Below are 18,490 nucleotides of genomic sequence, written 5' to 3'. Positions count from 1 at the left end.
GCGTCCTCAATAGCTCCCGTGCTCGTTGCCGCGGGTCCAATATTGGAAGCTGCGGTCCAGCGCGCGCGTGGAGAAGACCACGTTGCCACGATTGAGCTCAAGACCCATCGCCGACTTTCCATCGAGCGTACCCGCCCACCAGCCCGAGTTGCGCCGACCCGAAAACGTCACCTGCTTGCCGCTGCGCCCGCGTGCGCGCAGCAGCGTGGCACCGCCCGCCCCCGCCTGGAAGGTGACTTCGCACGGTTCTGGCGGGGCGGTGTCGAACACGCAGGTGGCGGGTTCGCCGGCGAGCGCAGCGGCGATCAGGGTCAGGATCATCGCTGGTAAATGGTGTTGGCCAGCTGCGCGCGATACGCGGAATCGCCGACGATATCTGCAGGCCGCTCATAATAGCGGCAGACGATCGCCGCGGCGTCGCCCGCATTAGTCGCGCCCTGCAAGCGCTGCCCGGCCGAGCGTTCGGTCGTGGTCAGTTCGTGCTGGATGAAGCGCAGTTGCTGCTCGAAGGTCGAGCTGCGGATGTCGTGCCCAGCCCAGCGGGCGAAGTCCGCCTGGCGCGGCCCTTCCCATTGCGCCAGACCGAAGCCCGGCCCGCCGCCATGCTGCCGAATGCCAGCATCCATGCCGCTTTCGGCATCCAGGTTGGCGACGATCCCCGCCGCCTGGGCGCGGCTCCAGCCCTGGTTCTGGAAGAAGGTCATCGCCTGGTCGATGCGGCCCTGACGGCTGCCTGCGGCTGGGCCGACGCCGCCGGCATCGTTGGCTGCGGTCGGCTGGCTCGCACCCGCCGGCGCGCGCAGGATCTTGCCGCCGTTCGACAGTGCCCAGGACAGGCTGCCATAAGTGACCTTCTGGCTGCCATCGGGATTGCGGTTGTTCGAACCGATCGTCTGCCCGTTGCCGGCATAGAGCACGGTATGCGAGACGCCGCCGCCCTGGATGACGACGACATCCCCCGGTCGTGCATTGGCGGCGCTGACTTCGGCCCAGCCGCGGCCGCGCAGCGTGCTGTCGAGCTGATCGACCGAGTCCGTGTGGAGATTGCCCGGCAGCTGCCCGGCCTCGGTCAGCACCGCCGACACGAAGTTCGCGCAGCACACGTTCGCCGGCACATTCGCGTTCATCGGCAGGTTGTCGCTGCGATCGCTGCGGAGATCCAACGCATTGCGGCCGAGATATTGGCGGGCGACGTCGGCGGGGTTGCGGCCGTTACCGGCCTCGGACGGACCGTTGTCGACGCCGCGAGTGCCACTCACGCCGCCGCCGCGTCCGGCTGCTCCGTCCAGCCGGATGGTCTGCCCCGGGAAGATCAGGTGTGGATTGGCGAGGCCGTTGTCCATTGCCAGCTGCCGCCAGTCGAGCCCGTTGCGGGCCGCGATCTCCGAGAGTGTGTCGCCGGGACGCACCGTGTAGCTGCTGCCGCTCGGCGGACTATCGCTGGTACGCGCGCTCCTGCTGGATTGGGAGCGGGCTGCCGTAATCGCCTCGACCATGTTGCACCTCCTGAGCGCTTGGATGCGGAGTCGCATTTCGGCGCCGGTGCGTCTCTCAGCGATTCGTTTAGTGCCTTTCGGCTCGCAGCTTTTCGAGCACGGCTGGCGCTACGGTCACGCCGGCCTTGACCATGTCCGCCGTCGGCCAGTTGCCTGCTGTCACCATGCGCTTCACGGTCGCGCGATTGGGCGGCGGCCAGCCGATGCCGTCCTGCTTCGCCCGGGCGATCAGTCGCGCCCGCGCTGCTTTCGCGGCGTCGCTCCCGAACACCACCGGCTCGCCGAGCAACTCGTGCGCGGCCATGCTGCCATCACCGGCCACGCTCCATAGCGTGCCGCCCTTGTCGACCAACAGTTCTGCGATTTCCGCCTGCTCGGCATCCAGCGCCAATCGCACCCGATCGATTCCGAACGAGTCGCTCCAGCGCGGATCGGCGCCGTGCCGCAACAGCGTCATCACGCCGCCGATGTGGGAAAAGGTGATCGCCGCCCGCATCGGATCTTCGCCGCCGCGTTGCTGGGGATCGGGCGAGGCGCCGGAACGGAGCAGCAGCTCGGCCATGCGTGGATCGTCGGCCAGGATGGCGAGCGACAGTGCATTGCCGGCCAACACGCCATCGCGGGGCATGCCTTGGTCGAACAGCATTCTCGCCGCGTCGGCATCGCATCGCGACACAGCCAAGGTGAGAAGATCGCCATATTGCCCTGCCGGAGGCTGAATACCGTTCGCCTCAGGAAGCACCGCCGTGTCGATCAGCCGCGGATCCCGGGTCAGGATCGCCCGTGCCTCGTCCACGCGCCCGTCCAGGATCGCGTCGGCCAGCGTCCGACCCGAAGCCCCATTGCTCAGCGACGCCAGCACGCGATTGCGATCGGGTCGCACCACCGACGGGCGCTTGCTGAAGCAATTGATATCAGCAGCCGCCATGCATCCCCCGATCGGTGCGGCCGCGAGTGCCAGGGCTAGCGCAAGGCACAGGCGGCGGCTCATGCCAAGGCTCTACGCAGCCAGGTCACCGCCGGTCAATAACTGCCCAGGCTGCTCAGCACCCAGTCCATGCCGTGCCGCGCGACCGGGTTGTCCTGGTACCATTTCTCGCCAACCGGCTGCATCGGATCCAGCGGCACGCGCGTGCCATAGGCCTCCGGCGCATCGGCCAGCACGCCGCCGATCGCGCCGCCGAAGATAGCACCGGCGACGCGGTCGCCGCCGTCCTGCACCGCCGACAGGATCTCGCCACGCACATAGAAGGCGGCGATGCGCGGGGTAGGACCCGCATCCGATCGCGCGCGCTGCGCCTCCGCCTGGCGGATCGTCGCATTGCTCAGGCCGGCGGCGTTGAAGGTCTGCGCGTCTCGCCCGCTCGCCAGCGCCGCGGCGGAAGCCAGTCCGCCGCCCAGCGAATGGCCGGTGATCGTCACCTGCGCCTCGGGATGGCGGGCAACTGCCTTGGCGATCAGCAACGCTCGGGCGTAATGATCGGACGACAGCCCGACGCCCTGTTGCGCGTTGGCGCGCCAATCGCTGCCACCGGTCGATCCGCGAAAGCTGACGACGAAATGCGGGCCGCCGTCGCCCTCGCTGACGTACACGCGCGCGCGAAAGGCGCTCTGTGGCGACGTCAGATCCTGCGTCCGCAGCCCGATGCTGGCCAGATCATTGTCGCTTGCTGTCCGATAGCCGGGCGGCGGCGCAGGCACGTCGTTATAGACGTCCGCCGCAAGCAGCGCGAGTTCGCGGGTAGAAGGTGCGCCGATCCGTTCAATCGCGGCCGGTGGGGCTTCGGCGCGGACGAACCGGATCGGCGCGGCGGCCTGCTGCCAGGCATGCAGCTCGAGCGCGGGCAAATGCTGAGATTGGAAGTCGTCGTTGGCCGCCTCCCTGAGTCGCGCTACGACGGCACTGGATGGGACGATGCCGTGGTTGCGTGCGACTAGGTTCGTGGCGGTCATTGGCTCCCTCACTCTCTGCGTTGCCGGGATGCCATGATGGCGAGGGCGCGTCGCTAGACGATTCGTTTAGTCGATCTAATCGATCCGCTGAGTGTTCCGACGCGCGGACCGTGCAACCTTCAAGGCACAGAGCGGCCCAGACCGTTCTTCGAACAGCCAAGAGGATCACGCGCCATGACGACGATTTCCAACGGCCAGTCCGCCCAATTCGCAACGAGCGCCAATCTGGTCGCCAACGGCAATGCGCTGATGTTCGCCGCCGGCATAATGGCGCAGTCCTTCCAACCCTTCAATGCCGGGCCGCTCGCCTTTTCCATGCTGCCCGCGATGTTTGCGGTCCGCCTGGGCACGCTTGCGCAGGGCGCGGCGCCCAGCCAGCTGCAGCAGCAGGCCGGCTATACCGCGCATACCACCGGCCAGCACACCGCGAACGTCGGCCTGGGCGACGGCTACAAGCTCGAAATCGACGAGCGCAGCAGCCAGATGAGGATCCTGAACGAGAACACCGGTCAGCGCACCCGCGTCTGGGGCGATCCGCATGTTGAGGTCGACGGCAAGCATCAGTTCGACTTCTACGGCACCACCACTTTCGAGCTCGATAACGGCACTAAGATCACGATCAACACCGAACAGGGCCGCGGCAATCCCAACGTCTATTATGCCAGCCAGGTCGTGGTGACTAAGGGTGAGAACGCCGTGATCATCGACGGGATCAGCGAGCAGCAACTCGGTGACCTGTCGGTCAGCGTTTCCGCGAACGGCTACGCACTCGATGCCGCAAATCGCGACGGCTTCACCGTCCACGAGGATGCCGCCGGCTGGCAGACCGAATTGGGCGCAAAAGTCACGCAGGCAGAGGCCGACATTACCCGCCCGGGCCAGCTCTACGGTCCAGGTAGCGACGCGCCGAGCCTAGCCGAACTCGGCACGGCGATCGGCCACTTCCTGTTCTTCGGCAGCCTGTTCTCCGGCAGCGCCGATGCCTCGGTCCGCCCCCAGGCGTTGGCTCCGGACAGCAGCAAGCTGCTGCGACAGCTGCTCGTCGCCTGAACGCCACCGCGGCGACGAGCACTGCCGTGGTCACCGTCGTGAACGGCGTCACTTGAGCGACGCGCAACCTGTCGAAGGCCAGCGGGCTCGGCGAGGCGCTGGTCGTCGCCATTAGCTGCGTCACGATGCCTTCGATCAGCGCGATCTTGGCATCTTCCAGCCCTTGGAACCGCCAGGCATTTAACTTGATGCACAAGACGTCGTCAGTGCCGGCCAGTGCGCCTTCGATCATCTCTAGAACGCTCGACCTCCCCGCGCCCCAGTCGCATGCACACCGACAGTTACGGCCCGCTCTGTATCTTCACCAATGAGTCCTACGATTGTCTTCGCAATCGCTTCGTTGTTGAGCAAATCGAATTTGAGTTCATGGCTGGAAACGGGCCGCAAAGCCCGCAATGCGTGGGCGCATGCCATGAGAACACCTGGGGCGCCTGACGTCCACGCGTGCGTGTCAGCTGCCCGTGCGCTGTTCAAACAGCTGCTCGGGATCGACCTCGTCTTGCAAACGGGGGGCCGGGGAGGCGTTCCGCAATGGCCGATTTGGATGCTCTTGCGGCCGGAGGAGTGACAAAAGGTCCGACAACGCCGGCCCACGTTCGCGTTCAGATGACGAACAACGGGTGGGTCGGCGCGGAGGGGCTGCCGACCCGCTGCGTCAAGCTGATGGGCAGGCCACCGTCGGTGCGGCATATCGTAAGGTCGACAGGCCAATTCACGGCCGCGCCGGCTGAAGACGCCTGCGCCTTCTCGATGCAGGCCATCCCCCATGCCGCCAGGTCGAACGAACCGGCGCCGACGTTCCTGGCGGCGAACTCCGTTTTTGCGATCGCCAGAAAATCCGGCTGAGCGGTGCCATCCGCATAAACCGGTGCGGGCTGCGGAGTGACTGCCTTGGAGCGCCAGTCGAGGGTCATGATCTGTGCGGCGCTGCCGCTGCGGGAAGCCTCGGTGACGATCAGCGTCCCGTCCACTTTATCGGCGTTCGCCTGACGCGCGAGCCGATCGATCTCCGCCTGCAGGCGCGCGTCGGCCACCTGACCGAAGGCGTGCGCGATTCCGACCGACGTCAACATGCTGGGATGACGATGCTGCCAAGACATCAGTTCGCCGATGAGCCGCTTAAGGCCTTCGCCGAAGCCCGTCTGGGGAATGACGATGTTCTCGCTCCAACGGACGGCCTTCGGCGCGACGGTCGCATAGCCATGGACCTCGCGCTTGGTGTCGCTCGCGACGAATGCGACGTCGCCGCCCACAAAGGTGAATATCGCCGTCAAAGTTCGCGCCCTCCGCTCGCCAGCCGTCTTCGGCGTCGATCCTAGCCGGGTCACAGCGATCGATCTCACGCTCGCCGCCCCGGCGATGCTTACGCCGGCAAGCGGCCGATGCCGACCAGGCGTTCCGGCAGGTGCTTGCCGCCCCTTCAAAAGGGCAACTGACGACAAGAGCAGCAAGACGCGAACAGACCTGAGCCGCCTCAAGACCGCTTGCGCGAGTTCAGGGTAACGATTCGCCTGTCTCCTTCCGGCCAAAAAGCCGCCCAGAAGGGTTCCGACCTCCGTCAATTTCGAGGAGGAAAGTATCGCAATCGCTGTCCAGGGCATGCCAAATCATGCCACTGAAGCCGCGAGAAAGTGTGGGACGAAATGGGGGGGGGGGCGAGTTTCGGGAATTCGTCCGGAATAGCGCTTTGCCGCCATGTTCCGCTTGACGATGGTGACCCCTACGGAACGGCTGAGATTCGGCGGATAGCGGACGTGCGGCGATCGAGCGATACTGCAGGGATAGGGGACACTCTCCCAGAGCTTGACCCTGTAGTGACTTCACCCTTTATGACCCTAGCCGTCAGTCGGCAGTTCGGCCCTGACCGCTCAGGGATTTCTCATTTTGCCTCCACGCCTCACGCATCTTTCGATCGCCGCGCTTGCTGGTCTGGTCTCCTGCTTGCCGATCGCCGCGCATGCGCATGCGCATGCGCATGCGCAGGAGCACTGGGCCGAGGCGGAGAGCGAGGAAGGCGAGGAGATCATCGTCGAGGCGACCCGCAGCGGCCGCCGCGTCCAGGACGAGCCGATCCGGGTTGAGGTGATCAACCGCGAGGAGATCGAGGAGAAGCTCCTCATGACCCCCGGCAACATCGCCATGCTGGTCAGCTAGACGCCGGGCGTGCGGGTGCAGGTGACCTCGCCCGCGCTAAGCGCGGCCAATGTGCGGATGCAGGGACTGAAGGGTCGCTACACCCAGATCCTCGCCGACGGCCTGCCAATCTATGGCGGCCAGACCCCCTCGATAGGCCTGCTCCAGATCCCGCCCACCGATCTCGGCTAGATCGAAGTGATCAAGGGCGCGGCCTCGGCGCTTTACGGTCCGTCGGCGCTCGGCGGCGTGATCAACCTCGGATCGCGCCGCCCCAGCGACGCGCCGCAGGGCGAGTTGCTGCTCAACGCCACGACGCGGGACGGGCAGGACGTGACCGCCTATGCCGCGTCTCCGCTCAGCGACGCGTTCAGCGCATCGCTGACCGCCGGCTTCGATCGTCAGACCCGGCAGGATATCGACGACGATGGCTGGGCGGACATGCCCGGCTACACTCGCTGGACCGCGCGCCCGCGGCTATTCTGGGAAGGTCCGGCAGGCGCCAGAGCACTGCTCACCTTCGGCGCGATGACCGAGCGGCGCGAGGGCGGCACGGTGCCGGGCCGCACGGTGCCCGATAAATCGTCCTTCGTGCAGGCGCAGCGCAGCGAGCGGTTCGACCTGGGGCTCAACGCCCAGACGCCGCTCGACGGCATCGGCACGCTCTATCTTCGCGCGTCCGGCGTAACTCAGTCGCACCGCCATCGCTTCGGCGAGACGCTCGAGCGCGACCACCACCGGACCGGCTTTGTCGAAGCCTCGCTCGGCGGCACGGCGGGCAGCACGACCTGGCTCGCCGGCGCGGCGTTCCAGGCCGATGGCTATCGGTCGCGCGCCTTTCCGGCCTTCGACTACGGCTACACCGTCCCGGCGCTGTTCGTTCAGGGCGAGAACGACGTCGCCGACACCCTGACGCTGGCGGCAAGCGCGCGCTGGGACGGGCATAGCGACTATGGCTCGCGGGTGAGCCCGCGCCTCTCCGCGCTGTTCCGGCCCCGGCCAGTGGACGGTGCGCGCGTCGCTTGGGCGCGGCTTCTACGTGCCGACGCCGTTCGTCGAGGAGATCGAGGCCAACGGCCTTTCGCGCGTACAACCCTATGCCCGGCTGCGCGCCGAAACCGCCGATACCGCCTCGATCGACCTAGGCTATGCGCGCGGGCCGCTCGAAGCTAGCGCCAGCCTGTTCGCGTCGAACATCGACGGCGCCGTGCAGCTTCGCCAACTGTCCGCCGACCGCATCACGCTCGCGAACGCCGAGGAGCTGACCCGCACCCGCGGCGCCGAGCTGCTGCTGCGCTATCGCTGGCAGGCAGTCACGCTGACCGGCACCAAGGTGGAGACGATCCGCTATTACGAGCGGATCGGGCTGCTGCCCAAGCCGCCGCGGACCAGCGGCAATTATCGCGATTATGGCCAAGTCGAGCTTGGCCGGCTGTCGTTCGTGCGGCGCGCGCGCGATCTCGGCTTCTCGCTCGATCAGGTACGCGCGCTGCTCGGCCTGTCCGACGACCGCAGCCGCGATTGCGCCGAGATCGACCGGATTGCCGAGGCGCATCTGCGCGAGGTCGACCGCAAGCTCGCCGACCTTGCTGCGTTGCGGCGCGAGCTCAAGGCGGTGATCGACTCGTGCGAAGGCGGCTGCGCGGCAGACTGCCGGATCATCGAGGCGCTTGCACCGTAACGGCGCGCCTCAAACTGGCGCCAATCATCTCAGGCCGTCGCATAACGATCGCTACCTTCAGCGCTACCTTGAGAGGTGACCGCTGCAAACGATGGGCGCTAAGTCATTGAAAGAAGTGGTGGACGCACTTGGGCTCGAACCAAGGACCCGCTGATTAAGAGTCAGCTGCTCTACCAACTGAGCTATGCGTCCATTCCGGGGCGTGAAAGGCGCTTGTTGGAAGAGCGCCACCGCGTTGGGAAGGCGCCTTTAGCGTCGCTTTCCGCGGCTTGTAAACCCCTAAATGCGTAAAAAGATCACCACCGGGTCACGCGTCGGTTTCCGCGGTCGATCGACATCAGGATGCCCAGGCAGATCATGATCGTCATCACCGCGCTGCCGCCGAAGCTGACCAGCGGCAGCGGCACGCCCACCACCGGCGCCAGCCCCATCACCATCGCCATGTTGATCGACGCGTAGAGGAAGATCGTGCCCGCCAGCCCGCCAGCCGTCAGCCGCCCGAACTTGGTCTTGGCGCGCAGGCCGACATTGACTCCCCAGCCGATCAGCAGGCCGAAGGCAATGATCAGTGCTACGCCGCCAAGCAGCCCCCATTCCTCCATCATCGTTGCCAGCGCGAAGTCGGTATGCCCTTCGGGCAGATAGTCGAGATGGCTCTGCGTCCCGTTCAGGAACCCTTTGCCGAAGATGCCGCCCGACCCGATCGCGATCTTGGACTGGCTGATATGATAGCCTGTGCCCAGCGGATCGCTTTCCGGATCCATGAAGATCAGCACGCGGTTGCGTTGATAATCGTGGAGCAGGAAAGTGACCGCCAGCGGCGCTGAGACCGCGAGCAGCAGCGCGCCACCGATGAACAGCCGCAGCGGGATGCCCGCCAGGAACATCACGATCACGCCGCAGCCGGTGATCATCAGCGCGGTGCCGAGGTCGGGCTGCAGCATCACCAGCCCGGCGGGCAGCCCGATCAGCACCGCCGCCGGCCAGAGCGCGCCGAACTTGCGGATCTCGCCCGCGGGCAGCATCTCATAGAAGCGGGCCATCGTCAGAACGATGACCGGCTTCATCAGCTCGGACGGCTGAAGCCGGATAAAGCCGAGGTCCAGCCAGCGCTGGCTGCCGCCTGCCACTGCGCCCAACAGTTCCACGCCGAACAGCATCAGCAGGATGACGCCGTACACGGGGAAGGTACCGAGCGCCCACCAGCTCTCGGGCACCCGCGAGAGCGCGATTGCCATGCCTAGGAACACGACGAACTTCACGCCCTGGTTCCAGGCCCAGGGATAGAGGTTGCCGCCGGCGGCAGAGAACAGCACCACCAGCCCGAACGTGCCGATCGCGAGCACTAGCAGGATCACGCGCCATGGCAGCTGAGCCAGCGGTTGCGGCACCAGGCCCGGCCCGAGCACGCTCATGGTTCAATCTCCGCGCTGCCGCGCTCGGCGGCCCTGGGGTCGATGGTGTTGGATGTCGTCGCGTTGCCGGCTTCCGACGCGATGTTGCTGACCGCGCCCGCCGCATCTTCGGGTGCTGGCGGGGGCGGTGCGCTTTGCGCCGCCTTGAACGCGTCCGCCTGCGCCTTCATGCGCGTGGTATAGTCGCCGCCCCAGGTCGGCTCGACCTCGTGCAGCGATTTGATCGCGCGCTCGCGGTCGAACAGGAACGTCATGATGTCGCGTCCGATCAGCGGGGTATCGAGATTGCGGATCGTGTGGCCGTTATGCTCCAGCACGATGCCCGCGGCGTATTTGGGATTGTCGGCGGGCGCGAAGCACACCAGCAGCGCGTGGTCGCGCAGCTTGAAGGGCAGCTGCCCGTTCTTGAGCACGCCGCCGCGCCGCTCGGCCATGGTGATGCGCCGCACCTGCGCCGTGCCGGTCTTGGCGGCCATTGCCACGCCGGGCACCAGCATCCGCGCGGCGCCGCCGGTGCCGCCGGCATTCACCACCCCGAACATCGCGTCGCGAACGATCGCCAGCTGTTCGGACGTCGCCGTCAGCGGTGCGGCCGGTTCCATGTGCGTGCCGGCGATCAGCCGCGGCACCAGCGCCCGGCCGGATGCGATGCGGCTGGCCATCACCGCCAGCTGAAGCGGGTTGGACAGCACATAGCCCTGGCCGATCGACGCGTTGAGCGAATCCGCCACCGTCCACTTGGTCTTGTAGCGCCGCTGCTTCCATTCGCTGTCGGGCACTGTGCCATAACGCTGGCTGGAAAAGGGCAGATCGAACTTCTGCCCCAGACCCAGCGCGCGGGCTACGGGGGCGATCGCGTCGTAACCGACGCGGCGGATCATCTCATAGAAATAGATGTCGCAGCTCTGCATGATCGCGTTCCGCAGATCGAGCGGACCATGCCCTCCGCGCTTGTGGCAATGGAATACGCCATTGCCGACGCGCATCGCGCCGGAACATTGGATGCGCATGTGCGGGTCGACGCCCGCCTGCATCAGCGCCAGCCCGTTCATCGGCTTCACCGTGGAGCCCGGCGGATACAGCCCCTGAAGCACCTTGTTCATCAGCGGGACGTGATCGTCCTCTGCCAGGATCTTCCATTCGCTTTGGCTGATGCCGTCGGAAAAGGCATTGGGATCATAGGAAGGCACCGACACCATCGACAGGATGTCGCCATTGGCCACGTCGATCACCACCGCCGAACCCGAATTGGTGCCCATTCGGCGGGCGACATATTCCTGCAACAGCGCATCGATGGTCAGCTTGATGTTCTTGCCGGGGACGTCGGGCCGGGTTTCGAGCTCGCGCACCAGCCGCCCACGCGCGGTCACTTCGACGCGCTTAGCCCCGGCCTTGCCGCGCAGCTCCGCCTCCATGGCGCGTTCCAGCCCGTCCTTGCCCAGCTTGAAGCCAGGGGTGACGAGCAACGGGTCTTTTTCCTTCTTATATTGTTCGGCGGAGGCGGTGCCGACATAGCCCACCAGATGCCCGACGCCGGCGCCTAGTGGATAGTTGCGGGCAAATCCGCGTGTGGGAGCGACGCCCGGCAATTCGGGCAGCCGCACGCTGATCGCGGCGAAGCGCTCCCAATCCAGGTTCTCTTTGACTGCCACCGGCTGGAAACCGGCAGCACGCTTCAGATCGGTCTGGATCCGCGCCATGTCCTCGGGGGTGAGGCTCAAGATCTGCTGGAGCGTGGCGAGCACCCGGTCCCGGTCGACCAGCCGATCGGGGATCAGGTCGACGCGAAAGTCGGTGCGGTTGTTGGCGATCGGCACGCCGTTTCGGTCGACGATCCAGCCGCGGCGCGGCGGCGACAGCGTCATGTTGACGCGATTGCTCTCCGCCAGCAGCTTATAGTGCTCGTTCTCAAACACGGCGAGCCAGGTCATGCGTCCGGCGAGCACCAGGCCGACGGCAGCCTGACCGCCGCCGAGCAGCAGCGCACGGCGTGAAAAGCTATAGGCTTGGCTTGCCTCGGTGATACGCGCCATCAGACTTTCTTAGCATCCCGGTCCAGCCAGGCACATAGGCGGAAGATTACGGGGAGGAAGGCCGCCGCGGCGAGCAGCTGGAACAACAAGGCGGTGTCGACATGCGCCCAGAGCGGCGCGGCGAACAAGCGCCCCGCCGCCAGGCAGAAGCCCACGCCACCTGTCGCGATCACCCAATCCTGCCAGAAATCACGCCATACCAGCCGGGTGTCCAGCACATCGATCGCCAGCACGCACAACGTCCATAGCAGCATAGCGCTGCCAAGCGGCTGCCCACTCACCAGATCGTCGAACAGCCCCAGGGGAACGGGTGCCCAGACACGCATCGAATTGCCGCGGATCATGCGCCATCCGAGCAGCATCATCAGCCCAAAGGGGGGCAGGATCGGCACTGACGCGATCAGCGGGATCAGCGTCACGGCGGAGCCGAGCATCACCGACAGCGGCGCCAGCCAGCGTGCGCGCGGTGGCCGCTCAGCCTGACCGAAAGGGATGATCTCGATGCCGCTCACTGCGCTGCCGGCGTCGCGGCGGGCGTCGGTGATGGTGTGGGCGGCGGGGGAGGGGGCGGCAGGAAGCTCGGCTGGACGATTGCGAAGTCGAGCACGCTTGGATTGGCCGCAGGCTCGGCAACTGCGACGTCCCGCCCCGGCTTCACCACATGCGCGACCGGAACGTCGGGCGGAAAGATGCCGCCGGTGCCGGAGGTGACGAACGCATCGCCGGGGCGAAAGATCATGGCGGCTGCGCCTGCGGAGCGGATCTCGATCAGGCCGTCGCCGCGTCCGGCGGCGATCGCTGGCAGCCCGTCGCGCGTACGGCGTACGGGAACGATGCTCTCGGCGTCCACGATCAGCAGCACGCGCGCGGTGTTGGGCCCGCTCTCGATTACTTGGCCGACCAGACCGCCGGCCTCGCGCACGGGCTGCCCCTGGCGGACGCCTTGCCAGAGGCCGGCATTCAGCGTGGCATAGCGCCGCGTGCTGGTGGCGGAGCTGTTGACCAGCCGCGCAGTGACCACGATCTCGTTGCCGACGTCGCGAAGCTTCAGAAGGGCTCGAAGCTTTGCGTTCTCACGCACCAGCGTCTGCGCGCGGGTAACAAGCGCGCGTTCATCGGTCAGCTGCTTCTTCAGCCGCGCATTCTCTGAATGCACCGCGAAATAGCTTCCGACCACGCTCGGTACGCCGGCGACGCCATCGGACGCCCAGGCAAGGCCAGAGGAAACTGGCGTGATCACTTCGGCCACTGCCCGGCGGAGAGCGGCGAACGCCGGGGGATTGAAGGCCGACACCAGCAACAGCACCGCGCCGGCCAGCGCACCGCTGATCGCACCGACATAGGTGAAGAAAAGCCCGTACTGCGCGCGCCGCGAAAAGCCCGGGCGCCGGTTACCTGGCGGCGCCATGTGCCTCGGACCTCCTGATCAGACGGCGAGCAGGACGCCGCGGAACTGCGGATCCTCGAGCGCGCGGCCGGTGCCGAGCGCCACGCAGGTCAGCGGGTCCTCGGCGACCGTCACCGGCAGGCCGGTTTCGTCGCGCAGCACTTCGTCCAGACCCCATAGCAGCGCGCCGCCGCCGGTGAGCACGATGCCCTGGTCGACAATGTCGGCGGCCAGTTCCGGCGCGGTGTTCTCCAGCGCGATGCGGACGCCCTCGACAATCGTCCCGACCGGTTCGGACAGCGCTTCGGCGATCTGGCCCTGATTGATCTGGATTTCCTTGGGAACGCCATTCACCAGATCGCGGCCCTTGATGTGGATCGTCTTGCCGATGCCGTCGACTGGCGGCTTGGCCACGCCGACTTCCTGCTTGATGCGCTCGGCCGTGGCTTCCCCGATCAGCAGGTTATGGTTGCGGCGGACGTAGGAGACGATCGCTTCGTCCATCTTGTCGCCGCCGACGCGGACGCTGGTCGAGTAGGCCAGACCACGCAGGCTCAGCACCGCGACTTCGGTGGTGCCGCCGCCGATGTCGACGACCATCGAACCGATCGGCTCGGTCACCGGCATGTCGGCGCCGATCGCGGCTGCCATCGGCTCCTCGATCAGCCACACCTGGCTGGCGCCAGCATTGGAGGCGGCGTCACGGATCGCGCGGCGCTCGACACTGGTCGAGCCCGAGGGCACGCAGATAACGATCTGGGGCCAGCGCATGAAGCGGCGTTGACCGTGCACCTTCTGGATGAAGTGCTTGATCATCTGTTCGGCGACATCGATGTCAGCGATCACACCGTCGCGCAAAGGACGAATCGCCTCGATGCTGCCCGGGGTCTTGCCCATCATCAGCTTGGCGTCATCGCCGACCGCCTTGACCTTCTTCACGCCGTTCAGCGTCTCGACCGCGACGACCGAAGGCTCGTTCAGCACGATGCCGCGTCCGCGCAGATACACCACCGTGTTCGCGGTACCCAGGTCGATCGCCATGTCGTGGGACATGAATTTGAAAAAGCGGGAGAAAGCCATTCTTTGTTCCGTCCTGCCCGGTCGGGCGCCCGCCGCCGGCTGTTCGCTTTAGATTTTAGTCCGGACCCTTCCGGGGCGGATTTGGGTAAATCCGTCTCGGTGCATGCGCTTGCGGGTCGCGGGATGCCGTCCGTTGGGCTAGACGCATTGGCATGTCAATACGCCGTCTGCCCGAGCATCTTGTCAATCGAATTGCCGCCGGGGAAGTGGTCGAGCGCCCCGCGTCTGCGCTGAAGGAACTGGTTGAAAACGCCATCGACGCGGGCGCAACCCGCATCGTGGTTCGGCTCGCCGCAGGTGGCACAGAATTGATCGAAGTCGTCGACGACGGCTGCGGCATGAACGCGGCGGAAATGGCGCTCGCGCTGGAGCGTCACGCCACCTCCAAGCTGCCCGACAACGAAATCGACCAAGTCACGACGTTGGGATTTCGCGGCGAGGCGTTGCCATCGATCGCCAGCGTCGCGCGGCTGGTGCTGGAGAGCCGCGTGCGCGGTGCCGATGGCTGGGCGCTGACCACCGACAATGGCGAGCGTGTGGGTGAGGGACCGGCCGCGCTGCCGCCCGGCACCCGCGTCCGCGTCGAGCAGCTCTTCGCCCGGGTGCCCGCGCGGCGGAAGTTTCTGCGTTCGTCGCGCGCCGAATTCGCCGCGGCGATGGACGTGGTCAAGCGCCTCGCCATGGCGCGTCCCGACATCGCCTTCTCGATGGAGCATGACGGGCGCCGCGTTCTGTCGGTCCAGGGTGGCGAGAACCGGCCGCAGCGCGTCGCCGGCCTCACCGACCGCGAACTCGCCAACAACAGCGTCGCAATCGATTTCGAGCGCGAAGGGCTGGTGCTGGGCGGCGTCGCCGGCATCCCTACCTTCAACCGCGGCGTGGCGGACCACCAATATCTGTTCGTCAACGGTCGCCCGGTGAAGGACCGCCTGCTCGCCGGCGCGGTGCGTGGCGCTTATGCCGAGATGCTGCCGCGCGACCGGCATCCGGTGCTCGCGCTGTTTCTCGACGTTCCCGCCGACCAGGTCGACGTCAACGTCCACCCAGCCAAGACCGAAGTCCGTTTCCGCGACCCCGCACTCGCCCGCGGCCTCATCGTCAGCGGTCTGCGCCGCGCGCTCGACGAAGCCGGGCACCGCAGCGTCCAGCGCCCGAGCGACGCTGCGCTCGGCATGTGGACCCCCGAGCCCGCGCAGCCCGCGCCCGCCTACCCGCCGATGACGCGCTATTCCGGCGCGGTTCATGAGGCCCGCCCGACCTTCTTCGCGCCCCCGCCACAGGCCCGCGCCGAGCCCGCCGCTGCGCCGGTACCCGCCAGCATCGAGTTCCCGATGGGCGTCGCCCGCGGCCAGGTCGCCAAGACCTATATCGTCGCCGAAGCCGCAGACGGCCTGGTGCTGGTCGATCAGCACGCCGCGCACGAGCGCCTTGTTTTGGAACGCATGCGCCGCGCCGTGCAGGGCGGCGGCGTCGCGTCGCAGGCGCTGCTGCTCCCCGAAGTCGTCGAACTCGACGAGCCCGCCTGCGACCGGCTCGAGGCCCGCGCCGCCGAACTCGCTGAGTTCGGCCTCGAGCTCGAACGCTTCGGCCCGCGCGCGATGCTGGTCCGCGCCACCCCGGCGTTGCTCGGGCACAGCGACATCCACGGCCTGGTCACCGACCTTGCCGACGAACTCGCCGGCTATGACGAGGCGCTGTCGCTCAAGGAACGGCTCGACCATGTTGCAGCCACCATGGCCTGCCACGGCTCGGTGCGCGCTGGCCGCATCCTTTCGGTCGCCGAGATGAACGCGCTGCTCCGCGAGATGGAAGTCACGCCGCATTCGGGCCAATGCAACCATGGCCGCCCCACCTGGGTGAAGCTCGCACATGGCGACATCGAAAAGCTGTTCGGCCGCAAATAGCGCTCAGTAGCGTCCGGTCGGCGTACGGGCGTATTCCACAACGCACATCGTTCCATAGACCTTGTGCGGCCCGCATTTCGCGCCGGCAAAGCGCATTTCGGCGGCGAAGACCGTACGCCGGTGCCCGCGCGTCGGCACATTGTCGTCGACGATCAGCTGGCGCACCACTTCGGCGGCGGTGTCGGGGCCATAGGTGATCGTTTCCGCGACATAATTGCCGCCGCCCAGCCGCTGCATGCGGTCGCGCGGATCGGCGCCATCGCGCGAGCGGTGCCCGGTGGCGCCGCGCGGCCCCTGCTCGGCGACATGTACCCCCGCCGCACGTACCAGCAGCGGCGCGGCGGCAAGCGGCGGGGCGGCCGGCTGGCGCTCGAGGAACGCAACGGCCTCGTCGACCGCCTTCACGCCTTCCGCCGTGCGGATGCCGGCGGGGCGGGCGGGGGTATAGACCACGCGTCCCTTGAAGTGCCGCCGATAGCGCCGCAGCGTCTCGGCATAGCGGCGCGGCTCCGCCCGCGCGAAGTTTAACTCGGCAACGATCGCCCGCTCCAGCGGAGAAGGCGCCGCGACTGCAAGTCCGACCGGCAACAGCAAAGCAAGCACGCTACGCTACTCCGCGCACAGGCCTGAACCGTACGCGAACCGCCGGTTCATCTGCGTGCAACCTTCCCGTAAATCGACCGTTTTACCAGCAAGTTACCAGGCAAGGCATGATCCGATGAGCAAGGTGGTTCCCGTTTTCTTCGCGCTGATCCCGCTCGCGGCAGTGATCGGCGCCTGCGTGTCCTGCCCCTAAGGGAGGCTGCAACGGCTGTACTTGATGAAGGGCTGCCCTGACCGGCGGCCCTTTTGCTTGGGCGCCGCCGGCATGAACCGGAACAGCAAAAAGGCCGCCCCGGAAAATCCGGAGCGGCCTTTCTGTTGGTTCAGCACGAAGGCTGGCTTCAGGCGTTCTCGCCCTCGGCCGGCTCGTCGCGGACTTCGGCGCTCGCGCCCGGCTCGGCGTTGGGATCGTAATCCTCGATAAAGCCGGACTCGTCCTTCTCGAACATCGCCGTCATGACGTCGACGCCCTGCGCCTGCATCTCGGCCTCTTCAGGCGAGCGTGCGACGTTGACCTTCACGGTCACCGCGACTTCTGGGTGCAGCGCAACGCGCACTTGGTATACGCCGATCGACTTGATCGGCTTGTCGAGCACGACCTGCGCCTTGTTGACCTTGTGGCCGTCGGCGACAAGCGCGTCGACCAGATCGCGAACCGCGACCGAGCCGTAGAGCTGGCCGGTGTTGGAGGCCTGGCGGATCAGCGTCACCGAAGTGTCGTTGAAGCTGCCGGCTTCCTTTTCAGCGTCGCTGCGGCGTGCCGCATTGTCGGATTCGATGCGCGCACGGTTGGCTTCGAACACCTTGAGGTTGGCCGCGTTCGAACGCAGCGCCTTCTTGTTCGGGAGCAGGAAATTACGGGCGAACCCGTCCTTTACCTTCACGACGTCGCCGATGACGCCGAGCTTTTCGATGCGCTCCAGCAGGATGACTTCCATGGTCTGGTGCTCCTTACTTAACGATGTAGGGCAGCAGGCCCAGGTGACGGGCGCGCTTGATGGCCTGGGCCAGCTCGCGCTGCTTCTTCGCGCTCACCGAAGTGATGCGCGAGGGTACGATCTTGCCGCGCTCGGACACGAAGCCCTGGAGCAGACGGACATCCTTATAGTCGATCCGGGGAGCGTCCTTCGCGGAGAAGGGGCAGCTCTTGCGACGGCGGAAAAAGGGACGTGCCATGATTCTCTAAGCTCCTTACTCGCCGCCACCGAAACCGGTGTTGCTGCCGCCTTCGTCGCGGTCGCGACGGCCACGGCCGCGCTCGCGCTCCTGGCCCTTGCGCATCATCACGGTCGGACCTTCTTCATGGCCGTCAACCTTGACGGTCATGTAGCGGATCACGTCTTCGTTGATCTGCGTCTGGCGCTCCAGCTCCGCGATCACCGAACCCGGTGCGTCGATCTCGAGCATCACGTAATGCGCCTTGCGGTTCTTCGCGATGCGATAGGCGAGCGAACGAAGACCCCAGCTCTCCGTCTTTACGACGCGGCCTTCGTTGTCCTGGATGATCTTGGTGGCGGTTTCCGCCAGTGCGTCCACCTGCGCCTGTGCCAGATCCTGGCGCGCAAGGAACACGTGCTCGTACAGAGCCATGCATTCTCTTTCTGTTGGCCGATCGCTGACGTGCACCCCGTGTGCAACGCCCCTCCGGCTGTCGTCTTCACTTCAATAGGTAACAGGGGCGAAGACAGCGTCTCCACCCCGGCTGCGCTGCCTATGACTGCAAAGCCGTTGAATTGCAAGGACCCAGGGTGACGA

Annotated in this window: 19 protein-coding genes, 1 tRNA gene and 1 pseudogene; 5 read left to right on the top strand and 16 right to left on the bottom strand. The window is 66.5% G+C overall.

What is annotated here, in order from left to right:
- Positions 1-6 precede the first annotated feature (6 nt).
- The 4 genes from FHT02_RS10430 to FHT02_RS10415 all read right to left on the bottom strand — a co-directional run bounded on the left by FHT02_RS10430 (position 7) and on the right by FHT02_RS10415 (position 3,449).
- A complete protein-coding gene (locus tag FHT02_RS10430) occupies positions 7-321 on the bottom strand; it encodes a hypothetical protein (protein ID WP_184087240.1) in 315 nt (104 codons plus the stop codon).
- Positions 318-1,496, bottom strand: coding sequence for a phage tail tip lysozyme (locus tag FHT02_RS10425; protein ID WP_184087238.1), 1,179 nt, complete (start codon positions 1,494-1,496; stop codon positions 318-320). Before FHT02_RS10425 ends, FHT02_RS10430 begins: the two co-directional genes overlap by 4 nt.
- Positions 1,497-1,563: 67 nt before the next feature.
- Entirely contained in the window at positions 1,564-2,487 is a 924-nt protein-coding gene (locus FHT02_RS10420; RefSeq protein WP_221239428.1) for an ankyrin repeat domain-containing protein, read from the bottom strand.
- Positions 2,488-2,519: 32 nt separating this feature from the next.
- On the bottom strand, positions 2,520-3,449 hold the full coding sequence (locus FHT02_RS10415) for a Tle-like phospholipase domain-containing protein (RefSeq protein WP_184087234.1): 930 nt from the start codon (positions 3,447-3,449) through the stop codon (positions 2,520-2,522).
- Positions 3,450-3,623: 174 nt separating this feature from the next.
- Here FHT02_RS10415 and FHT02_RS21540 point away from each other — a divergent pair, with 174 nt between their 5' ends.
- On the top strand, positions 3,624-4,499 hold the full coding sequence (locus FHT02_RS21540) for a DUF1521 domain-containing protein (RefSeq protein ID WP_246352327.1): 876 nt from the start codon (positions 3,624-3,626) through the stop codon (positions 4,497-4,499).
- A gap of 151 nt (positions 4,500-4,650) precedes the next feature.
- Here the strand turns inward: FHT02_RS21540 and FHT02_RS21535 are convergent.
- Positions 4,651-4,731, bottom strand: a pseudogene (locus FHT02_RS21535) (KAP family P-loop NTPase fold protein); the annotation flags it as partial.
- A gap of 370 nt (positions 4,732-5,101) precedes the next feature.
- The gene (locus tag FHT02_RS10405) at positions 5,102-5,773 is read right to left on the bottom strand and encodes a hypothetical protein (RefSeq protein ID WP_184087232.1); all 672 of its coding nucleotides are present in this window, start codon (positions 5,771-5,773) and stop codon (positions 5,102-5,104) included.
- A 667-nt stretch (positions 5,774-6,440) separates the two neighbouring features.
- Between FHT02_RS10405 and FHT02_RS10400 the strand changes: the two genes are divergently transcribed.
- The 3 genes from FHT02_RS10400 to FHT02_RS22040 all read left to right on the top strand — a co-directional run bounded on the left by FHT02_RS10400 (position 6,441) and on the right by FHT02_RS22040 (position 8,313).
- Positions 6,441-6,653, top strand: coding sequence for a hypothetical protein (locus tag FHT02_RS10400; protein ID WP_184087546.1), 213 nt, complete (start codon positions 6,441-6,443; stop codon positions 6,651-6,653).
- Between the two features lie 15 nt (positions 6,654-6,668).
- Positions 6,669-6,824, top strand: coding sequence for a hypothetical protein (locus FHT02_RS10395; protein ID WP_184087545.1), 156 nt, complete (start codon positions 6,669-6,671; stop codon positions 6,822-6,824).
- A gap of 817 nt (positions 6,825-7,641) precedes the next feature.
- On the top strand, positions 7,642-8,313 hold the full coding sequence (locus FHT02_RS22040) for a MerR family transcriptional regulator (RefSeq protein ID WP_343056908.1): 672 nt from the start codon (positions 7,642-7,644) through the stop codon (positions 8,311-8,313).
- Between the two features lie 116 nt (positions 8,314-8,429).
- On the opposite strand, the gene FHT02_RS10380 is transcribed toward FHT02_RS22040, so the two are convergent.
- The 6 genes from FHT02_RS10380 to FHT02_RS10355 form a co-directional block, all read right to left on the bottom strand.
- Positions 8,430-8,505, bottom strand: a tRNA-Lys gene (locus FHT02_RS10380).
- A gap of 104 nt (positions 8,506-8,609) precedes the next feature.
- Positions 8,610-9,728 carry a rod shape-determining protein RodA gene (rodA, locus tag FHT02_RS10375; RefSeq protein ID WP_184087230.1) on the bottom strand — a complete coding sequence of 373 codons (1,119 nt, stop codon included), beginning with the start codon at positions 9,726-9,728 and terminating at the stop codon, positions 8,610-8,612.
- Positions 9,725-11,761, bottom strand: coding sequence for a penicillin-binding protein 2 (gene mrdA / locus FHT02_RS10370; protein ID WP_184087228.1), 2,037 nt, complete (start codon positions 11,759-11,761; stop codon positions 9,725-9,727). Before mrdA ends, rodA begins: the two co-directional genes overlap by 4 nt.
- A complete protein-coding gene (gene mreD, locus FHT02_RS10365; RefSeq protein WP_343056907.1) occupies positions 11,761-12,273 on the bottom strand; it encodes a rod shape-determining protein MreD in 513 nt (170 codons plus the stop codon). The genes mrdA and mreD overlap by 1 nt, the downstream gene beginning before the upstream one ends.
- Positions 12,270-13,169 (bottom strand): rod shape-determining protein MreC, encoded by a 900-nt coding sequence (locus tag FHT02_RS10360; RefSeq protein ID WP_184087226.1) that lies wholly within the window; start codon positions 13,167-13,169, stop codon positions 12,270-12,272. Before FHT02_RS10360 ends, mreD begins: the two co-directional genes overlap by 4 nt.
- Positions 13,170-13,187: 18 nt before the next feature.
- Entirely contained in the window at positions 13,188-14,228 is a 1,041-nt protein-coding gene (locus FHT02_RS10355) for a rod shape-determining protein (protein ID WP_184087224.1), read from the bottom strand.
- A 152-nt stretch (positions 14,229-14,380) separates the two neighbouring features.
- Here FHT02_RS10355 and mutL point away from each other — a divergent pair, with 152 nt between their 5' ends.
- A complete protein-coding gene (mutL, locus tag FHT02_RS10350) occupies positions 14,381-16,132 on the top strand; it encodes a DNA mismatch repair endonuclease MutL (protein ID WP_184087222.1) in 1,752 nt (583 codons plus the stop codon).
- Positions 16,133-16,135: 3 nt separating this feature from the next.
- Here the strand turns inward: mutL and FHT02_RS10345 are convergent, their stop codons facing one another.
- The 4 genes from FHT02_RS10345 to rpsF form a co-directional block, all read right to left on the bottom strand.
- A complete protein-coding gene (locus FHT02_RS10345; RefSeq protein WP_343056906.1) occupies positions 16,136-16,735 on the bottom strand; it encodes a CAP domain-containing protein in 600 nt (199 codons plus the stop codon).
- Positions 16,736-17,076: 341 nt separating this feature from the next.
- On the bottom strand, positions 17,077-17,673 hold the full coding sequence (gene rplI / locus FHT02_RS10340) for a 50S ribosomal protein L9 (RefSeq protein ID WP_184087220.1): 597 nt from the start codon (positions 17,671-17,673) through the stop codon (positions 17,077-17,079).
- Between the two features lie 13 nt (positions 17,674-17,686).
- The gene (gene rpsR, locus FHT02_RS10335) at positions 17,687-17,911 is read right to left on the bottom strand and encodes a 30S ribosomal protein S18 (protein ID WP_010543816.1); all 225 of its coding nucleotides are present in this window, start codon (positions 17,909-17,911) and stop codon (positions 17,687-17,689) included.
- A gap of 15 nt (positions 17,912-17,926) precedes the next feature.
- Entirely contained in the window at positions 17,927-18,325 is a 399-nt protein-coding gene (rpsF, locus tag FHT02_RS10330) for a 30S ribosomal protein S6 (protein ID WP_184087218.1), read from the bottom strand.
- Positions 18,326-18,490: the final 165 nt, after the last annotated feature.

The organism is Sphingomonas xinjiangensis (assembly GCF_014199255.1).
In the GTDB taxonomy this organism is placed as follows: Bacteria; Pseudomonadota; Alphaproteobacteria; order Sphingomonadales; family Sphingomonadaceae; genus Sphingomonas; species Sphingomonas xinjiangensis.
Note: the sequence above shows the minus strand (reverse complement) of the source record. Positions and strands in the feature narration are given on the sequence as shown.